The organism is Zooshikella ganghwensis (assembly GCF_018263875.1).
GTDB lineage: Bacteria > Pseudomonadota > Gammaproteobacteria > Pseudomonadales > Zooshikellaceae > Zooshikella > Zooshikella ganghwensis.
Window position 1 is genome coordinate 1 of record NZ_JAEVHG010000012.1, and the last position, 19,667, is coordinate 19,667.

Here is a 19,667-nt window from a genome sequence, read left to right on the forward strand (position 1 = left end):
CACAGCAAGGCTATGTGGCAGCCAGCACGGCAGCAGAAACCGTTCTGTGTGAAATTTGGCAACAAGTGTTGGGTGTTAATCCGGTTGGTATACACGACAACTTTTTTGCGATTGGTGGTGATTCGATATTAGCCATTCAGGTGGCCTCTCGGACTTTGCGAGCCGGGTATCAGTTGAGTACGCGTCAGGTGTTTGAGTATCAAACGATTGCTGAACTGGCCAAGCAGCTCAAAGCTAACCAAGCCCATCAACAGGCTAATCAGGTTGTGGTAGGAGAACAACCTTTACTCCCTATCCAGCAAGCCTTTCTAAGTGGTGATACGGTTGATTTACACCATTTTAACCAGGCCATGCGTATTACTCTGCCAGCGAGTGTCAATGAAACTCAGCTACGTAAAGCTATTCAAGCTATTTATCAACGACATGCGGTATTTCGCTTATCGTTTCAACAATTGTCCCAGGGGCATCATGAAGCAAAGCAACAATGGCAGGGATTGTATGAGGACAAGCTGAGTGAGCAAGCCATACAGCAAAGCTTCCATATAGTTAATTCAGATACTGAATGGGATACGCTTGCCTATAAAGCTCAAACGAGCTTGCAACTAAGTGCTGCTCCCTTAAGTCTGCTGGTATGGAAGCCGGCGCCACCAACAGAAAATGCGGATAGTGAACTGCTGTGGGTGATTCACCATTTAATTGTCGATGGTGTGTCCTGGCGTATTTTGTTACAGGATCTGGAGTATGCGCTGAACCAGTTGCAACAAGGTAAGCCCATTGATCTGGGGTTGGGAACAAGTAGCTTTCAGCAATGGGGGCTGCGTTTGATCAAATACAGTCAATCTGAGGCGTTGACGCAAGAAAAAGCCTATTGGCAACAGGTATTGAGTCAACACGTTTCGGTTTTACCTGTGGATCAACCGCTCAATTCAGGGGTGGATGACACCTATCAAGCCAGTGGTGAGGTGACGGTTAGCTTGAGTAGCGCTACGACTCAGGCGCTATTGCACCAAGCAAATCAAAGCTATCACACTCAAATTAATGACTTACTGCTAACGGCGTTACTGCTGACCATCACAGACTGGAATCGGGGGCAGGCTATCCGTTTGGAATTGGAAGGACATGGCCGAGAAGCGTTATTCGCGGAGGTTGATCTTAATGAAACAGTTGGCTGGTTTACCAGTACTTATCCTGTAACACTCAACCGAAATACCGATGAGTTAGGCACGCTGATTAAATACGTTAAAGAGCAGTTACGAGCTATCCCTAATAAGGGGATTGGCTATGGGGTTCTTCGTTACTTTAATGATGATCAACAGGATTTAGTGCCAGCTACTCCTATTGAGCTGGTGTTTAACTATTTAGGACAGTTTGATAGCCATACTGGGCAGGAATCGCCTTCCTCTTCATCACAAGCAGGCATGGTGCTAGAGGGTAGCTTTGATAATACCGGGCCATGGGTAAGCCACCGCCGGCAGCGCAGTCATCGCCTGAGTATCAGTGGGCTAGTCAGTGAGGGAAAACTGCAGTTAGTGTGGGACTACAACCGCTATCAATATAATGCTTCGACGATTCAGGATCTGGCTGATAATTTCTTCAAGCATCTCACGACAATAGTCGAGCATTGTCTAGCATCTCCCAGTGTTTATACCCCCAGTGACTTCCCATTGGCACAAATAGACTCAAAACAGCTTGACCAGCTTCAGGGGGCTTATCCTCAACTAACTGACTTATATCCTTGTACGCCAATGCAGCAAGGGATGTTGTTTCATAGCAAAATGCAGCCTGAGTCTGGTGTGTATGTTACTCAGCTCATTCTCAGCTTTGGGGCAATCAATCCAGATCACTTACAGCAGAGCTGGCAACAGTTGGTAGCAAGACATGCCATATTAAGGACAGCCTTTGTTCACTTAGATCAGGCGCAACCTCTGCAGCTGGTACAACGAGAAGTCGAGCTGCCTTGGCAACAAGTAGACTGTCGAGCATTATCGGCAGAGGGTTACCAGAAAGAGTGGGCTTCACTGTTAAGGTCAGAACGAGAAGCACTTGTGGCACTGGATCACGCACCACTGATGCGGTTGGCATTAGTGCAGCAGGCTGATGAGCAATATCATCTGATTTGGACGCATCATCATGCTTTATTGGATGGTTGGGGAGTTCCTATACTGATCCAGGATTTGGAAGCATTGTACTGTGCTCATCAACAAGGACAGCCTGCTCAGTTATCTCCCGTAGTGCCTTATCGACAGTATATTCAATGGTTGCAGCAACAGAGTGCTGAGTCGGCAAGAGTTTTTTGGCAAGATTATTTGGCAGGGTTTACTGAGCCTTCACCGTTAGTGATGACGCCTGTTAAACGCTTTGTGGATGGCCAGGATCAGCCATTAGAAAAAGAGTATCAGTTCGCTTTAAGCCCTGCGTTATCGTCTCAACTACAGCAACTTGCTAAGCATGCACAAGTAACATTAAGCACTGTTTTTCAGGGGGCTTGGGGGATGCTGTTAAGCCGCTATTGTGCAACAACAGATGTGGTATTTGGGGTAACGCGGTCTGGCAGGCCTGAAACTATTGCGGGTATCGAGGAAATGGTCGGGCTGTTTATCAATAGTGTACCGCTAAGAGTACAGTTTGATGCTACGAAACAGCTGGGTGATTGGCTACAAGCTTTACAGCAATCACAAGTAAACCATGATCGTTTCAGTTATGCCCTTCTAGCGGACATTCAGCAGTGGAGTGAGTTGCCCCCGAACAGTCAATTGTTTGATACGTTATTGGTTGTTGAAAACTTCCCAATGGAGGAAAAGCTAAAACAGCTGAACGGAGAAAGTGATGCTACCCGGCTACCGTTAACTGAGTTAGAGGGTATTGAACAAAGTAGCTTGCCACTCAGTATCACAATTACACCAGGGGAATCTTGCCATGTGAGAGTCTTGTATCAACAAGCTCAGTTTGATGATGCTGCTGTCAGACGGTTAAGTGAGCAGTGGCAGCAGCTATTAACGACCATGGTCTCTTCAACACAGACATTGGCAAGCTTAAATGCACTATCAGCTTCTGAAAGGTACCAGTTACTCGTTGAATATAATAAGACAGAAGCTGTATACCCTAAAGAAGCAAGCTTACATTCTCTGTTTGAAGATCAGGTACAACGTACACCTGATGCAATAGCTGTGCAATTTGAGCAAGCATCGTTAACGTATAAACAATTAAACCAGCAGGCTAATCAGTTAGCGGTTATTTTACAGGGCTATGGAGTCGGGCCAGATAGTTTAGTTGGGGTTTATTTAGAACGCTCGCTAGAGATGGTGGTAGGATTATTTGCCATATTAAAAGCCGGCGGTGCCTATGTTCCTTTAGATCCTAGCTATCCGCAAGAACGTATTGATTATATGTTGAGTGATAGTAACCCAAAAGCGATACTCACGACATGTGCCTTACAGTCTCGACTGTTGACCGATACTCAAGTCATTTGTGTAGATGATATGACTATTCGTCAGTTACTACAGAAAAGTGATCCAACAATAGAAAACCCTATTATTGAAGGATTCACTTCAAATAATCTGGCTTATGTTATTTACACGTCTGGATCGACTGGGAAGCCCAAAGGTGTCATGAATGAACACCAAGGGGTTGTGAATCGAATTTTGTGGATGCAAAAACAGTTAGGTCCCTTAACGTGCAAGGATAAGATACTCCAAAAAACGCCTTTTAGTTTTGATGTATCGGTATGGGAGTTTTTTTGGCCGCTTATGACTGGCGCAAAGCTTGTTATGGCGTTGCCCGATGGGCACAAAGACGTTGACTATTTACTGAATATAATTAATAGCGAACAAATTACAGTGATCCACTTTGTTCCTGCTATGCTAGCGGTATTCATGGCAGATAGCCGGTATAAAGAAGAAACACTGTCATTAAAATCGGTCATTTGTAGTGGAGAAGCGTTGCCTGCGAAACTCGCAAATGAATTTACATCGTCACACCCAGCCGCGTTGTATAATTTATATGGTCCAACTGAGGCCGCTATTGATGTGTCATGGCATCGTTGTCAGCAGAATTTAAATTATCACTCAGTGCCAATTGGGAAACCCATTGATAATATCCAGCTGTATATTCTCAATGATCAACAGCAACCGGTTCCATCAGGCATTGTTGGAGAGCTATATATTGGTGGGGATGGTGTTGCAAGAGGCTACTTGAATCAACCTAATTTAACCGCAGAGCGCTTTATTGATAACCCATTTAATGATAATCCTGACAGCAAAAGCTGTCTCTATCGAACGGGGGACTTAGCGCGTTGGTTAAGTAATGGTGAAATAGAGTACATTGGTCGTATTGATCATCAAGTAAAAATTCGTGGATTTCGGATAGAGTTAGGTGAGATTGAGTCTATTTTAGTCAGTCATCCATCGGTCAAACGTGCTGTTGTTTGTGTCAATGAGGATGGTTTTGGGGACAAAAAACTGGTGGCTTATATTGTACCGGATTCAATGTTTGATGGATCAGAGGAACATTTATTCAGTGCGCTAGGTTCACTGTTAAAAAGTCGGTTACCTATCTATATGATTCCTGCTGCATGGGCATTAATCAGTGCAATACCCACATCACCCAATGGTAAAGTTGACCGAAAACAGTTACCGAAAATATCATGGAGCAATAAAAACGAGCAAGCCTATATTACAAATGATCTTGAATTTCAGTTAGTTAAGATTTGGAAGAAATTACTTGATATTAAGCAGCCAATAGGCAATCAAGATGACTTTTTTCAACTGGGTGGGCACTCATTGAAGGTAGTGCAATTAGTTTCTCAAATTCAGCATGAATTAAGTATTAAGGTAAGTCTCCAATCAATATATGACTACCCAACAATACAAAGCTTAGCTTGTCATTTAAATCAGTTGAATAATGAAGGGGTATCAAAAACTAACCAGACGGTTGTTGAGCTGACACCTCGTATTGCTAGCAAGAAAACAGTTTATTGTTTTCCTGGCGTTGGTAGTGCCAATTTAGACTTTAGGCCTCTGGCAAGCTGTTTAGAGAATGACATAAACCTGAAATTAATCGATTCAAGTGATTTTCTAAAAGAGCATGCTGACTCTAATGACTGGACTTCGTTAGTTAACTTTTACCTGGAAAACCTGCCTGATGATAGTGAGTATTATTTGGTGGGTCATTCGTTTGGTGGATGTATAGCGAATGAAGTGGCGGCAGCATTGGAGCGAAAAAATAAAAAAGTATATTTAGTATTACTTGATACACTATTAGGCTTGTCAATTTTGAATGATAATAGTGATGAGGTATTATCAATCGACCAGTTTGTTACCGCACTTGGGATGGCATCATTTTTTGATTGGGAAGAACAGCAGGTCAAAGATACTATTACTAACTTGGAAAATCCTACTGAGTTGTTACGCACGACGTTTAGTAATAACCAGTTTTCAGATGAATTTGCAGATAACTTTATTCAACTAAGTAAGTTGCAAATGGGATTTTTTGCTAACTACCAGCCAAGTAAGCTGAATACAACTCAGGTGGCTTTTCTTTATACAGTTGAATCATTTCCTGATGACCAATTTTTACATAAAGTAGTGAGTTGTTATAAAACAATTTATTCTCATTTAGCGCGATCTACACGAGTAGATGGTGGTCACTTGACTATGCTAAAAACAGCATTTGTTAGTGCTACTGCTACCGAAATTAAAGGTTTTCTTCCAATTTTTTGATATTTTTAATTTGAGGGCACTATACCCGTGTTTATGGGTATAGTTGGGATGGCTTGGAGTGTAAGCTGTCCTGGTCCTATACGCATGGCTGCCTTAATATGGACTCTTCTTCTTTAGATGTAACCTTTGAAAAAACAAAAAAAACTAACCATGAAAATATTAGTGTTTTTTATTTTGGTGTAATACTAGTGGCAACTATGGTATCTGTGTTGGGTACCATGATTACTGACTTTGCTTTAGGTCAGTGGGTCTATAAAACAACTAATTCAACGACTGCATATAGCCTGATTGGGTTTGCTGCACTGGCTCCACAGTTACTTTTAGCACCTTTTGTGGGGACAATTATTGACCGCTACCCTCGGAATCTATTGATGATTTTGGGGCATGCTGGGGCAGGCTGTTGTACTTTATTATTATTAGTGCTATATGCTACAGATAGCCTTCAAGTTTGGCAGATTATTATTTTAGCGTGTTTTAGTTCAGTTTTTAATGGCTTAGTCAGTCAAACATTTATCGTACTAATACCAGTTTTAGTTAAAAAGGAGCATTTTGGAAGAGCGCAAGGATTTATCCAGGGAAGTACCGGTATCATTCAAATTGCTGCCCCCGCAATAGCTGCATTTGCACTAGCTGTGATTGATTTAAAGGGTATTTTTATTGTCGATATTTGTAGCTTCTCAGTTGTTATCATTGTATTGCTTTCAATTAATTCCTTATTGAAAAAAGGGGATGGACGTGAAGTTAAAAAGGATGAACAAGTAACGAAAAATAGTTGGAAGTCAGATATACGTGATGGTTTAGCTTACTTGAAAACTCAGCCATCGCTTTTGAAGTTATTATTGTTCTTTTCAATTGTGAATTTTAGTATGGGAATGGTTGAGATTCTATTTCCGCCGTTGATTTTAAGTTTTTATGATGTGGTTGAGCTTGGTACAATCTTGAGTGTTTCTGGTTTAGGAACACTGGCTGGGGGAATATTACTAAGTATTTGGGGGGGGCCAAAAAAGCGTATTCAAGGAATGTACTTGTTTTTAGCTATTATGGGAAGTGCTATAATGTTAATTGGAGGCGCATTTGTTTTTGAACAATACACTATTCTAATTTTGAGTGCGATAGGGTTTATTGTTACTTTGTGTTTTGTCACAGTAGATAGCTGCGATCAAATTGTTTGGCAAACCGTTGTGCCTACGGGATTTCAGGGACGGGTATTTGGTATTCAAACGTTGCTTGCCCAACTAGCAATACCAGTATCTTTTTTAATCGCGGGTCCATTAGCTGATCATGTTTTTGAGCCGATGATGTCTGCTGATGGATTGCTTGCAGAAACAGTAGGTTCTGTAATTGGAGTTGGTCCTGGAAAAGGTATACTATTACTCTACAGTATATGTGGATTACTGGTTTTATTAAATATTGCAGTATTTAAATGGTTATCTGACCTTGATGGCTTAGATAAGATAGTTAACAAGGCTACTCAATAATATTCTAATATCTATATGTGTTCTTCATGAATATTTTTCAGTTTTTTTGTCGACGTTCTTGGCAATAGACGTAAAAAAGCTTCGTTATGTGAAGAGTCTATTCGTTGTTTGCAGTTAAAGGGATAAAGTATGATTAATTTTATGGAATTTGAGTCTGAAGTGCGTAGCTATGTAAGGTCATTTCCAACCGTTTTTGAACGTGCTGAAAATGCAATAATTTGGGATGAGAAGGGTAATGAATACCTGGATTTTTTTGCGGGAGCGGGCACGCTAAACTATGGACATAATCCTAAATTAGTAAATGCTGCACTTATTAGCTATCTTAGTAATCAAGGCATATTACATAGTTTAGATAAAGCGACAGTCGCAAAAAAAAGGTTTATTGAAACTTTTTACCAAACTATTTTGATACCAAGAAATCTTGATTATAAAATTCAGTTTACTGGACCTACAGGTACTAATGCTGTAGAAGCTGCGATTAAATTGGCTCGCCGAGTGACTCAACGATCGAATGTGATTGCATTCACCCAGGGTTATCATGGTTTAACAATGGGTTCATTAGCGCTTACCGCAAATGATTACTATCAAAGTCAAAGCTATGGTGGACGAGCTAATGTATATCATGCGCCTTTTGATGGCTATTTTGGTGAAAATATTAATACAGCTCACTACTTGAGACAATTAATTGAAGATTCAAGTAGTGGCGTGTCAATGCCTGCAGCTATTATTCTTGAAACCATTCAGGGTGAAGGGGGTGTGAACACGGCATCCAAAGAGTGGCTACAAGATATTGAAAAGCTATGTAAAGCTCATGGTATTATTTTAATCATTGATGATATTCAAGTGGGAAATGGTCGTTCAGGAGAGTATTTTAGTTTTGAGTTTGCAGGTATTAAGCCTGATATTATTTGTATGTCAAAAGCTATTGGTGGTGGTTTACCGTTAGCATTCACATTAATAAAACCGGAGCTAGACCAGTGGCAGCCAGGTGAACATACAGGTACTTTTAGGGGAAATAATTTGGCGTTTGTGGCTGCGACAGAGTTACTAAAAAACTGGACTACAAGCGAATTATCACAAGAAGTGCATAAAAAAGGCTGCATGATAAAGACATATCTTGAACAGCTCGTATTAGCTTTTCCAGAACTTGACATGTCTGTTCGCGGTAGAGGAATGATTTGGGGGCTAGATATACCTAGGTCAGGTTTAGCAAAACAATTGGCGAGAGTATTATTTAAAAATAACTTACTTGTAGAAACTTGTGGCAAAGAAGATCGCGTTATTAAGCTATTACCGCCGTTAACTATTGAAAAAGCGAAGTTAGAAGAAGGGTTAAGAAAAATTGGTTTTGGGCTTGAGAAATTAGTCGATAAAGAAAGTACGCCTCTACAACATAACAAAAAAGTTGCAGTTTAATATTTGTGTAGGCCAAGTACTAAAAAGTAGAGCAAGGATCTGGTGCCACAAGGATGTGGCAATCAAGCTTCCAGAGAAAGGTTTACAGTGTATTTGAGGAGCATTATGCAGACTTTAGACAGGAATGATTGAACGGCAAATGATATGCGATGACCTTGGAGGTAATCTTTGATCATTATACTATAAGTGTCTTAGGCTGATGCCCAACGTATTAAAGTGCCAGAGAGTTCATCACACGAATACTACCTGCGTCGTTTGCCCACAAATCATTTGCCGTTACGTTGCCGAAGCTGGCAGTGGTGTTGCTATGTACGGCTGATACCGTGGTGTTTGCAAGTGGTTCACCGCTGCTGGCTTCGAACAATTTATTATCGTTTAGTACCTCAGCGCCATTGGCACCATTCCAGATTTGTGTATGACAACCAGGCGTACGGTTTAAATTACCTAGGCCATCGCAGTTAAATGCATAAGCGTTAGGTGTCGAAGCCGTGCCTGGCTCCAAGCGAATTGAAGCATCGACTAGCGACATGCCTGCCGATGGGACCAACTGCAGCTTCACGTACTTATTTGCATTACGAATACGACCAAAATGGTTGTAGTAAGAATTTGTCTTTGGGTCTATGCCGCCACTGGCAGCATGATCAAGGCAAATTTCCAAACCAAAATTGATTGGTTTGCCATTAACATTGTTGACGTTGTTCAGATTGAACAAGGCACCACCTTCGTGAGTCGTTTCTTCTACAAATCTGAGGGAATTCGCGTCCAGTGGTGTGACATGATCCTTTAAAAAGGTGACATTGTTATACATGTAGTACTTCAGAAAATCGATCGCGGAAATATAGTGCTTACGACTAGCGTAGTTTACATTTGTGTTACTGGCACCACCAAGCTGAACAAGTGCTGTGTTGTAAATTTCTGCGGGTTCAGTGAAGTCAATATACGCCTTACTGTCTGGTGTACGGGGTGTTGGGGTCAATGTGGTAGCAAAGGATGCACTGATGGTGGTGCCAAAGACAAAAATCCAATGTTCAAACAGATTGTTGGCAACCAATGCTTGCAGATTGCCAAATAGCCCTGTCCATGCCCTGGCATAAGGCGTATTGTTTAACATGAAATTGTCAGGGGCAGGACCGTTCCAGCCATTAATTAAATCATGAAGGTAGGCTCCACCTGCACCACGATATAAAAACTCAGGCGCCATGAATATTTTTAGCGTAGATCTGTTTTTATCGATATTACTGCTGTGTTGAGCAGCTTTTATTGCTGCTTCGGTAAACTTGACACGAGCTTCAATATCCTGACATTGCCCTAGAACATCGAAGCGTTTGTCATTTTGAGAGCTGATACCTGGATAATAACCAGTCAAATCCTTTGGGTTGAACGAGGCGGGGTTGTACACTGTTTTTGGTCCAGTGTTAATCTCCCAAGATATAAATTGTACATGTGTATAATTCATTAGGTCGTCCTTTACCCACTGTCTATTCTTAATAATTTTTGGTACAGATTCTCAGTATGTATGAAAGAGCGGGTGTATTTTTTTAAAGATAAAATATACCCTTCACGAATGATTTCTAGCTTTTGTTATCTTCACTCCTCACCCCAATCACCTATTAATATAGGCTCATGGGGCTTCGTTACTCGATGGCCGCACCTAAAACCATTCGTATTGGGTATAATAACTACGTTATCGACACAGCATCATTGATGTTACTTGCTGCTTGATGGGCTGTCGTTTTTTGTACTCTATCTGATAGAAAGTAGGTATTATCCAGCTTATCCCCTATTTGCGTTAAAAATACCTGAATTTTATCTAGATACATATGTAATGACTGTTGTGTAAGGTCACTGGCTTGTTTTGAAAGTAAACTGGTTAAGGTTTGGTTTATCAAACTTAAAACAGCTTCACTCTTGGGTAATGGATTTGTATTTCGAGCAACCTCAGCTATGCAGAAATAAATAGAGCGAGGAAAAACTTTCGATTTTAATAAAAATGTTAATACCTGCTCTTGTGAAATATTTACTTGCACTTCACGCCTATACATTTGGTAAGCGGTCATGGATTTTAATACACTCATCCATTGAATATTCGCAAAAGGGTGAAACTCCAGGTGGTTATTTTGATTGAGTAAGTTTGTAGTACGCACATCAATAATGCGTGATGACATATCGGCTCGTTCGATATAACGTCCTATTTGTAAGAATAAATAACCTGCATCACGATTCATCGTGTCCGCTAATAATCCATTAATGGTCTGGCAATAGGTAATGATAGAGTTAAAATAGTCAAAGCGTTTTGTTTTACGTTGTGCATAATTGATATATTCACTAGCGTAGAAATGCAGAGTATTTAACTGCTCCCAGGCTTCTTGGGGAATAACATCACGGGTTGTCCTTGCATTTTCTCTGGCTGCATTTAAGGCAAAACGAAGCGATGCAGGGCTTTTTATATCAGTCACTAAGTAGGCTATTACATTAGACTCACTAAAGTTGTTGTATAAATCCAAATACTGGGCTCTGGTACCTGTAATATCGATGAGAGGTTCCCAACCAGGTGAAATACCTTTTGGTAAGTCCAGCAAAAGGTGTGAGTTGACATTAATTAACCGTGCAATATTTTCGGCGCGTTCTAAGTATCGGGCCATCCAGTATATAGTTTCTATCACTCGAGCTAACATGTTAGACAGGCCTCCTCGTCAACAATCCATGTATCTTTACTGCCCCCACCTTGGGAAGAATTAACTACCAGTGATCCTGGCACCATTGCAACGCGGGTTAACCCACCCATAGTGACTTGTGTTGTGTGGCCACTGAGGATAAATGGGCGCATATCAACGTGTCGTGGTTCAATATGGTGATTAATCAAGGTGGGCACTGTTGATAGTGCTAAAGTAGGTTGGGCAATATAATTACGTGGGTTTTCTTTAATAAACTCCGCAAATTGTTTACGTTGTTTTTTACTGGCAATCGGCCCAATTAACATACCATAGCCACCAGAAGCATTTGCAGGTTTGACCACTAACTTATCAAGATTATTAAGAACAAAGTCCCGCTCTTTTGGATCAAAGCATAGATAAGTGGGTACATTGGGTAATAGCATTTCTTCATTTAAATAGTATTTAATCATTTTTGGGACAAAGGCATATACTACCTTGTCATCCGCAACACCCGCTCCTGGTGCATTGGCCAGTGCTACATTACCTTTAGCCCATGCCTGCATTAAACCAGGTACGCCTAATAATGAATCAGGGTTAAATACTTTAGGGTCTAGAAATAAATCATCAATACGTCGATAGATGACATCAACTTGTTCAGGTCCTTCAATGGTGAGCATATAGACATTGTCATTTTCTACGATCAAATCACGTCCTTCAACCAATTCACAGCCCATTTGCTGAGCTAAATAGGCGTGCTCAAAATACGCTGAGTTGTAAATGCCAGGGGTTAGTACGACAACGGTTGGATTATCAGTAGGACGTGGTGATAAAGCCGCTAATGTGGCAAACAGCTGTGAAGGATAATCGTCAACGGGCAGAATAGTATAGTCTTCAAAAAAATCTGGAAAAACCCGCTTCATTACCGATCTGTTTTCCAACATATAGGAAACACCTGAAGGTACACGTAAGTTGTCTTCTAATACATACATTGTCCCTTGTTGATCTCGTACCAAGTCTGAACCACAAATCGGTGACCAGCAATTTAAAGGAGGGGTAATATCCATACATTGTGGTCTAAAGTTTTCGGAATTGGCGAGTAATTCAGCAGGAAAAACACGATCTTTAATAATTTGTTGCTTGCTATAAATATCACTTATAAACAGGTTTAATGCATGTACGCGCTGTTTTAACCCTGCTTCAATCATTTGCCATTCAGTGTTTGACATAATGCGGGGAATAATATCGAAGGGCCAGGCGCGATCAATTGCACCTCCCGATTCGTGATACACCGTAAAAGTAATCCCCATTAATTTAATGGCTAATTCTGCAGCGGTGCGTGCTGTGTCTAGTTCTTCATCACTAAATGACGCCAAATGATGTATAAGTCGTTTGGCAACGGTTCTGGGCTGGTTATGCTCATCAATTAGTTCATCCTGAGCTTGGCGAACGTTATAGTCATTCCATTGAATAGTCATAATATGCTAAATGCTAGTTAAACGTATGTGAGTGTGTTCGTGTAACGTCTACTTGAACGGTCAGGTGATGATGGCCACCACCATAAACGACACCTTTTAATGGGGTGACATCTGCGTAATCTCTCCCCTGTGCAACTACAATATAGCGTTCATTTGCCATTTGGTTATTGGTTGGGTCAAATCCCTGCCACCCATGTTCTGGAATAAAAACGTTTAACCAGGCATGAGAAGCGTCAGCACCTGTCAGTTTAGGCTTACCTGGTGGAGGGTCTGTTTCTAAATAACCACTGACATACATGGCAGGTAAGCCCATGCTGCGTAAACAGGCAATCGCTAAATGGGCAAAGTCCTGGCAAACGCCTTTTCGATGTTCAATAACGGTTTCTAGTGGGGTTGAAAGTGAACTGAAACCGGGCTCATATTTAAAATCATTATATATACGACGAGTTAAGTCATTTACCGCATCCAGTAATGGGCGTCCAGGGGTAAATGAGCTTAAGGCATAATCCTTTGCGCTCGCTGATTGAGGAATTTGTGGTGAGGGTAAGATAAATTCATGCACCATGAGCTGTTGGTGTTTATTCGCTTGTTCCAGGTGCTCAGTAAACTGGTCCCAGGGTAAACTGTTTTCGAGTAAAAGTGAGCATGGTTTGTCAATGGCTACTTCGCTGATTACTGAAATAGTCAATTCCTGATGTTGTTGGTGAATATCAAAGCTGAAGACATTATTTCCAAAATAATCAATACGCTGAAAACTGCTTCTTGGGGAAGGAGAAACATGAACCTTACTAAAGGCACAAGTTTGATGAGGCAAATTCATTGGACTCATACGTGCTTCGTTATGACAGCGACTGACGGGATCTGTGTAAACATAACGTGTGGTATGTGTAATACGAAACGTATTCATACATTCACCTCGTTAGGCATAGCAATCTCAGCAGACATAGACGTTAACTGTTGTGCCTGTTCGGTATGACTGAAATACGTATGGTGTAGGGTGTTTGCCAGTTCTAGTAGGTTACTATTACATGCTTCAAGCAGTTCAATGAGTACGTGGAGCAGGCCATCCTCTCCACGTTGAGCAAGCATATTCGCAGTGGCCAGGCGTAAACGTGTTGCGGTTGCTAAAATAATCCGCTGCTCTGCAGAGTATTCGCGTTGCTGATGACGATGGGGCAAGTGATCAATTAACCGTTGAATACGGTAAATTTGATACGCCAATGCACGAGGATTTGTCTCGTCGAGAATGAGCAAGGCAAGGGTATTTTCCATTTGTTGTAGAGAACGATAACGACGGCGGTGGGTTATCAGGCTTTCGTTATTGACCAGCAAAGCTTCTTGTAAGAGGTGCTCAACAGTGTCATCAAGTCTTTGGCTAAAACAACTTTGAGTTAGGCTGATTTGTAACAGGCTACGCTCAATACGACGACCTAAGTCAAATAGGTACCAGCCACTTTCATGGGGCATACTTTCTGCGGTGAGACCCGTAAAGGCCATAATGGTAGTGATAAGTTCATCAAGACAACTTTGTAAGTCTCCAAGATCGGTAGGTGGGCAGTAAAGTTGGCCAAGGATATCGTCAATATCATCAATCGTGCGCCAGGTATCACTTGACCACAAGTCGCGTACACTAAATGACGCATGTAAAAAAGCTGCAAGCACTTGCGCCAGACTGCCAACCCGCTCGCTATCCCGTACCAGGGATATCAACTCAGGGTTTGGCTGTTTACATTTTTGTTTGGTGTCTTCTCCGGTAAAACCTGGCAGGGTATTGGTCATTACTGTAAGCCCTGTGAGTAACACATAAAGACACTGTTGATCGGCCTCACTGGCAAATTCATCTTGATTATTGATATGGTCCATAATGGTGCGTAATAAACGTGAGCTACCTTCTGCTCGCTCTATATAGCGTCCAACCCAGAATAAACTTTCTGCTGCACGACTAGGGAGTATGCCTTCGTAGCTCTGCATTGCTACCCCGCCAGGGGCCATAGGCTGGAGGCGAATAGGGCGATCAACTTCATGGGATAAAATCCAGGTGTCTTTACTGATACCTCCATTGGTTTGCCACTGGAACCAGCCTTCATTGTTATTGGCAATTCGGGTAAGTCCGCCAGGTAGTGCAACATAAGAGCCACCCTCAGCGACTAAAAAGGTACGAAGCTGGTAGTAGCGTGGCAGTAGCTCATCGTTAATCAGTGTGGGGGTGGTTGCCAGCTGAGGCTGTTGTTGACCTACATAAAAATACGGCATTTGTTTTATTTTGTCTTTGAGCTGTTGCTGTTCTTCAGCCGTCATAAGTGCTGGGTAGTAGCAAGACCCATTGCCAAAAATGGGTTTAATGACCAATTTTTCAAAATTGGTCAGCACATGCTCCAGCGCTGGTTTTTGTCCACACCACCAGGTACCAACAGCAGGCAACTGAAGTGTTTCACCTAACAGATTTTTGGCAATCGCAGGAAGAAAAGCCAATAACCCTGGGTTTTCGAGAATGCTGGAGCCCAAAGGATTATTAATTGCCACTGTTTGGTTGCGAACGGCTTGTAGTAATCCAGGCACCCCTTGCTGGGAGTCCTGTTGAAGTTCAAGCGGATCACAGGACAAGTCATCTGTTTTGCGAAGGATAATATCGACTCGCTGCAGCCCTGCTAGCGATTTTAACCACACCTTGCCATCGCGAACCGTTAAGTCATCACCCTGAACGAGAGGGTAACCTAAGTAAGTAGCCAAATAGGCATGTTCATAATAAGTGTCATTGTCAGGCCCAGGGGTTAGCACAACTATTCGTGCCTCATCTGAATGTTGTGATACCAAAGCCTGAAGACCATTACGCCAGGATTGGAAAAAGTGATAAAGACGGTGAACCGTTATAGAACGCATTGCTTCTGGGATAATGCGGTTCATAATCATACGACATTCTAGTGCATAGCCGGCACCAGAGGGGTTTTGAGCCCGGTCAGCCAGGACCCAGAACTGGCCATCTGCACCACGTGCAATATCCACGGCGAAGTGCATTAACTGGTGAGATAAGGCTAACCGAACCTGGTCGCAAGGGCGCTGAAATCCAGGATGCGCAAAAACCAGTTCAGGTGGAATGACATTTTGCTTGAGTAACCTTCGCTCTCCATAAAGGTCCTGTAAAATACAGTCAAAAAGAAGTGCGCGCTGTTGTAAACCCCTCTCAAGGCTTTGCCACTCGTTTTCTGCCAGTACTAAAGGCAATGGATCAAGTTGCCAGCTCCTCAGGCTCTGGTTGGCCTGACTGTGGACATTGTAGGTTGTACCATTTTCTTGTAGTAAGCGCTTAGCCTCCAGACGTGGTTTATGAAAGGCATTGGGAGAGAGAGAGTTAAGCTGTTGTATTAAGGGTTGCCAGGCCGGTTTAATAGATAGCTGCTCCCCTGACCACATCTCATCAAGAAATTCTGGCTTTAGGTGCTGGCGATACTGTTGTAACCATTCATCATTGGCTTGGGGGGGAGTGGTACTGGTCATTGTTGGCGTAAGTCCAAAGTATAGGGGTACTCATTAGCCATTTGTAATTTGGGTAGGTTTATTGGGCCTGGCCCAGATCCTTCGGCAACAAAGCGCCAGTGGCTAGGTCCACTACTGGCATGTGGTTCCTGGCAGCCAGGACTATGACCATGAGACCAAAAGCGAGCTAGTCGACGCCCTTCAGCGGCATAACTGTTGACTGGGAATGCTTCAAAGTTTCTGCCACCTGGATGTGCAACGTGATAAGTACAGCCACCTATGGCTCGGCATGACCAGCTATCAATCACATCAAATACCAGTGGTGAGTGCACACCTATCGTCGGGTGGAGTGCCGAAGGCGGTTGCCAGGCGCGGAATCGAACACCTCCCACATACTCACCTGGGGTACCTGTAGGATGGAGGGGGACCTGCATACCGTTACAGCTGATGATATGACGGTCAGGCGTTAGGCCGGCCACTTTTATTTGCAGGCGCTCTACTGAAGAGTCAACAAAACGGGACGTACCCTGTTGGATAACCTCTTCACCTAGTACATGCCAAGGCTCTATGGCTCCTCGTAACTCAAGGTGAATGTCTCCTAACTGAATTTCACCAAAAACGGGGAAGCGAAAGTATAAGAAAGGTGCAAGCCAGTTAAGTTGAAAACCATAACCTGACTGTTGAATATCGGCAGCCACTTCGGCTATATCGTTCCAAATAAAATAAGGCAGCATAAACCGGTCATGGAGGGCTGTCCCCCAGCGAACGAGGGGGTGGTGGTAAGGTGTTTGCCAAAAACGCGCAACTAAGGTGCGGAGTAATAGCATCTGTACCAGACTCATACGGGCATGAGGCGGCATTTCAAAAGCACGAAATTCGAGTAGTCCAAGCCGGCGCTGAGCATTCTCGGGTGGATAAAGCTTATCTATACAAAACTCGGCACGATGCGTGTTGCCTGTAATATCAACTAATAAGTGCCTGAGTAAACGATCAATTAGCCATGGGTGAGGCGTTTCTCCTTTAGGAATTTGCTGAAAGGCAATTTCCAGTTCGTATAAGGCTTCGTGTCGGGCTTCATCAATACGAGGGGCTTGACTAGTAGGCCCAACAAACAGCCCCGAAAATAAATACGAAAGACCTGGGTGGTGCTGCCAGTAAGTAATTAAGCTCTGTAACACATCGGGTCTTCGCAGCAATGGGCTGTCAGCCGGTGTATGCCCACCGAGGGTGACATGGTTGCCGCCCCCTGTTCCACATTGCCGTCCGTCTAGCATATATTTTTCAGTGCCCAGCCGGCTTTCATGAGCTGCCTGGTACAAGCTATTGGTAATGGATTTAAGCTCAGACCAGCTGCTGGCAGGGTGAATATTGACTTCAATAACACCTGGGTCAGGTGTGACTTTAAATGACTCGATGCGTTGATCAATGGGGGGTGGGTAGCCTTCGATAATGATGGGTATTTGTAATCTATCCGCAGTTTGCTCAATGGTTTGTAATAGCGCTATATAATGCTCTAGGTGTGATAACGGAGGCATGAATACATGAAGGGTATCGTTACGTAGTTCAATTACAAAGGCTGTGGTAAGAGGTAATCCTGTGCTACCGCTTTTGTTCAGTGTTTGTGGTTGTAGATCGAAAGCTGGTGGATGAGATGCATGGTTTACGGTTAAGGTGAAGTTATCAACGCGCTCAGGCAAGGGAGGAACATGTTCAAATAAGTCTCTTGGGAGAGAGTGTGGCTCTTGATGAGGTGTAGACCAGTGGATGCGATCTAAGGGTAAGCGTAAGCCAATGGGCGAATCCCCTGGAATTAAAAAGAGCTTGCCACGACGAAATTGCCAGAATGCTGTTTTCCAGCACTGATCAATAAAATCCCAATTAACGGGTAGTACATAGCCACGAGGCTGGTCTTTATACTGTTTTAGTTGGTTTAAAATAGCCTGCCGTTGATCATCAGCACTTAAACTCTCGGGGGTATCAAGAGGAAGATTTTCTTCCTGCCACAGTAAATAGTAGGTGTCTTCATAAGCGGGCAAAATAGCATTGGTAGGCAACTGCAATTGGTCTGCCATCAGTAGGATAAAACGCTCTGCATCTTTTAATGAAGCTTGATTTTGTTGCAGAGGGTTGGCAAATAATGTGGGATTTTGCCAAAGGGGCTGTCCATCTTTACGCCAATAACAGCCCAGTTCCCAGCGGGGCAAAGGCTCTCCTGGATACCATTTGCCCTGACTGTAATGTTTAAGCCCGCCTTTGGTAAAAATGACTTTGAGTTTGTCTAATAGCTGTTCTGCGCGCTCTCGTTTTTCAGGGCCATCTGCATGGGTATTCCACTGGAGAGTGTCAGGGTTATCAATACCTACAAATGTAGGCTCACCACCCATTGTAAGACGTACATCAAGTGCCGTGAGTTGCTGATCAACCTTTTCTCCGAGCTGGTCGATCGCGTGCCATTGTTCATCAGTGTAGGGTTTGGTGACCCGAGGTTCTTCTTTAATTCGAGTAACAGAGTTAGTGAAGGAGAAGGTTACTTCACTTTTGCTGGTTGCACCACAGACTGGAGCAGCACTTCGAAAGTCAGGTGTACAGGCGAGTGGAATATGGCCTTCGCCTGCAAATAAGCCCGAAGTAGGGTCAAGACCAATCCAGCCTGCACCAGGTACGTACACTTCTGCCCAAGCGTGTAGATCGGTAAAATCAGCATCAGGGCCACTGGGCCCATCCAGTGATTTGATATCGGGGGTGAGTTGCACGAGGTAGCCAGAAACAAAGCGTGCGGCTAACCCTAAATGACGAACAATTTGTACCAAAAGCCAGGCAGAGTCACGACAGGAGCCGGATTGTTTAGCTAAGGTGGTTTCACAAGACTGCACACCAGGTTCAGTACGAATGGTATAGGAAATGGCTTGCTGTAAGGCTCGATTTAATTCGACTAAAAAGTCAACAATATGTAATTCTTTTTTTTGCCACTCTTTTACCCAACCTTGAAGCAGAGGACCATGCTCTTGGCGCTCTAAATAAGGGATAAGCTCACGCTTTAGTTGGGACTCATAATCAAAGGGGTAGTTTTCAGCATAGTCATCTACAAAAAAATCAAATGGGTTAATGCTGGTGAGCGTTGCTAAAATATCGACTTCAACGGTTAATTGCGTAGTGTGTTCAGGGAATACGACACGAGCCAAATAGTTACCAAAAGGATCCTGCTGCCAGTTAATAAAGTGCTGGTCAGGGGTAATGGTTAGAGAGTAGGCATCAATTGTTGTCCTGCAATGAGGTGCTGGCCTCAGTCGGAAAGTATGAGGCGACAAAGATACAGATCGATCGTACTGGTAGGTCGTTCGGTGATTGAGCGCAACTTGTATGGCCATTCCATGGATTCCCTAGCCAATGATGTCCTTAACTATTTATGGTATGCATAATTCTAAATTAACAAGTGTAGTCATTAATAGTGAA

At 43.0% G+C, this 19,667-nt stretch carries 9 protein-coding genes; 3 read left to right on the plus strand and 6 right to left on the minus strand.

Annotated elements, in window-relative coordinates:
- Window positions 1-14: 14 nt before the first annotated feature.
- The 3 genes from KHS79_RS16085 to ectB all read left to right on the plus strand — a co-directional run bounded on the left by KHS79_RS16085 (window position 15) and on the right by ectB (window position 8,611).
- Entirely contained in the window at window positions 15-5,717 is a 5,703-nt protein-coding gene (locus tag KHS79_RS16085; protein ID WP_212720291.1) for a non-ribosomal peptide synthetase, read from the plus strand.
- Between the two features lie 98 nt (window positions 5,718-5,815).
- On the plus strand, window positions 5,816-7,195 hold the full coding sequence (locus KHS79_RS16090) for an MFS transporter (RefSeq protein WP_212720292.1): 1,380 nt from the start codon (window positions 5,816-5,818) through the stop codon (window positions 7,193-7,195).
- Between the two features lie 129 nt (window positions 7,196-7,324).
- Window positions 7,325-8,611 carry a diaminobutyrate--2-oxoglutarate transaminase gene (gene ectB, locus KHS79_RS16095; protein ID WP_212720293.1) on the plus strand — a complete coding sequence of 429 codons (1,287 nt, stop codon included), beginning with the start codon at window positions 7,325-7,327 and terminating at the stop codon, window positions 8,609-8,611.
- A 211-nt stretch (window positions 8,612-8,822) separates the two neighbouring features.
- On the opposite strand, the gene KHS79_RS16100 is transcribed toward ectB, so the two are convergent.
- From KHS79_RS16100 to KHS79_RS16125, 6 genes are all read right to left on the minus strand, one after another.
- Window positions 8,823-10,067: a hypothetical protein gene (locus tag KHS79_RS16100; protein WP_212720295.1), complete on the minus strand. Its 1,245-nt coding sequence runs from the start codon at window positions 10,065-10,067 to the stop codon at window positions 8,823-8,825.
- 223 nt (window positions 10,068-10,290) lie between these two features.
- Window positions 10,291-11,286: an alpha-E domain-containing protein gene (locus KHS79_RS16105; RefSeq protein ID WP_212720297.1), complete on the minus strand. Its 996-nt coding sequence runs from the start codon at window positions 11,284-11,286 to the stop codon at window positions 10,291-10,293.
- Window positions 11,280-12,740, minus strand: coding sequence for a circularly permuted type 2 ATP-grasp protein (locus KHS79_RS16110; RefSeq protein ID WP_212720299.1), 1,461 nt, complete (start codon window positions 12,738-12,740; stop codon window positions 11,280-11,282). The genes KHS79_RS16105 and KHS79_RS16110 overlap by 7 nt, the downstream gene beginning before the upstream one ends.
- Before the next feature lie 13 nt (window positions 12,741-12,753).
- Complete coding sequence (locus KHS79_RS16115) at window positions 12,754-13,647, minus strand: transglutaminase family protein (RefSeq protein ID WP_212720300.1); 894 nt, start codon at window positions 13,645-13,647, stop codon at window positions 12,754-12,756.
- Complete coding sequence (locus KHS79_RS16120; RefSeq protein ID WP_212720301.1) at window positions 13,644-16,235, minus strand: circularly permuted type 2 ATP-grasp protein; 2,592 nt, start codon at window positions 16,233-16,235, stop codon at window positions 13,644-13,646. Before KHS79_RS16120 ends, KHS79_RS16115 begins: the two co-directional genes overlap by 4 nt.
- On the minus strand, window positions 16,232-19,582 hold the full coding sequence (locus tag KHS79_RS16125; protein ID WP_212720302.1) for a transglutaminase family protein: 3,351 nt from the start codon (window positions 19,580-19,582) through the stop codon (window positions 16,232-16,234). Before KHS79_RS16125 ends, KHS79_RS16120 begins: the two co-directional genes overlap by 4 nt.
- Window positions 19,583-19,667: the final 85 nt, after the last annotated feature.

What these genes read in the sequence shown, in the direction of transcription:
- KHS79_RS16105 (WP_212720297.1), bottom strand. Translation starts at nt 11,286, where the DNA reads ATGTTAGCTCGAGTGATAGAAACTATATACTGGATGGCCCGATACTTA.
- KHS79_RS16090 (WP_212720292.1), top strand. Translation starts at nt 5,816, where the DNA reads ATGGACTCTTCTTCTTTAGATGTAACCTTTGAAAAAACAAAAAAAACT.
- KHS79_RS16110 (WP_212720299.1), bottom strand. Translation starts at nt 12,740, where the DNA reads ATGACTATTCAATGGAATGACTATAACGTTCGCCAAGCTCAGGATGAA.
- ectB (WP_212720293.1), top strand. Translation starts at nt 7,325, where the DNA reads ATGATTAATTTTATGGAATTTGAGTCTGAAGTGCGTAGCTATGTAAGG.
- KHS79_RS16125 (WP_212720302.1), bottom strand. Translation starts at nt 19,582, where the DNA reads ATGGCCATACAAGTTGCGCTCAATCACCGAACGACCTACCAGTACGAT.
- KHS79_RS16100 (WP_212720295.1), bottom strand. Translation starts at nt 10,067, where the DNA reads ATGAATTATACACATGTACAATTTATATCTTGGGAGATTAACACTGGA.
- KHS79_RS16115 (WP_212720300.1), bottom strand. Translation starts at nt 13,647, where the DNA reads ATGAATACGTTTCGTATTACACATACCACACGTTATGTTTACACAGAT.
- KHS79_RS16120 (WP_212720301.1), bottom strand. Translation starts at nt 16,235, where the DNA reads ATGACCAGTACCACTCCCCCCCAAGCCAATGATGAATGGTTACAACAG.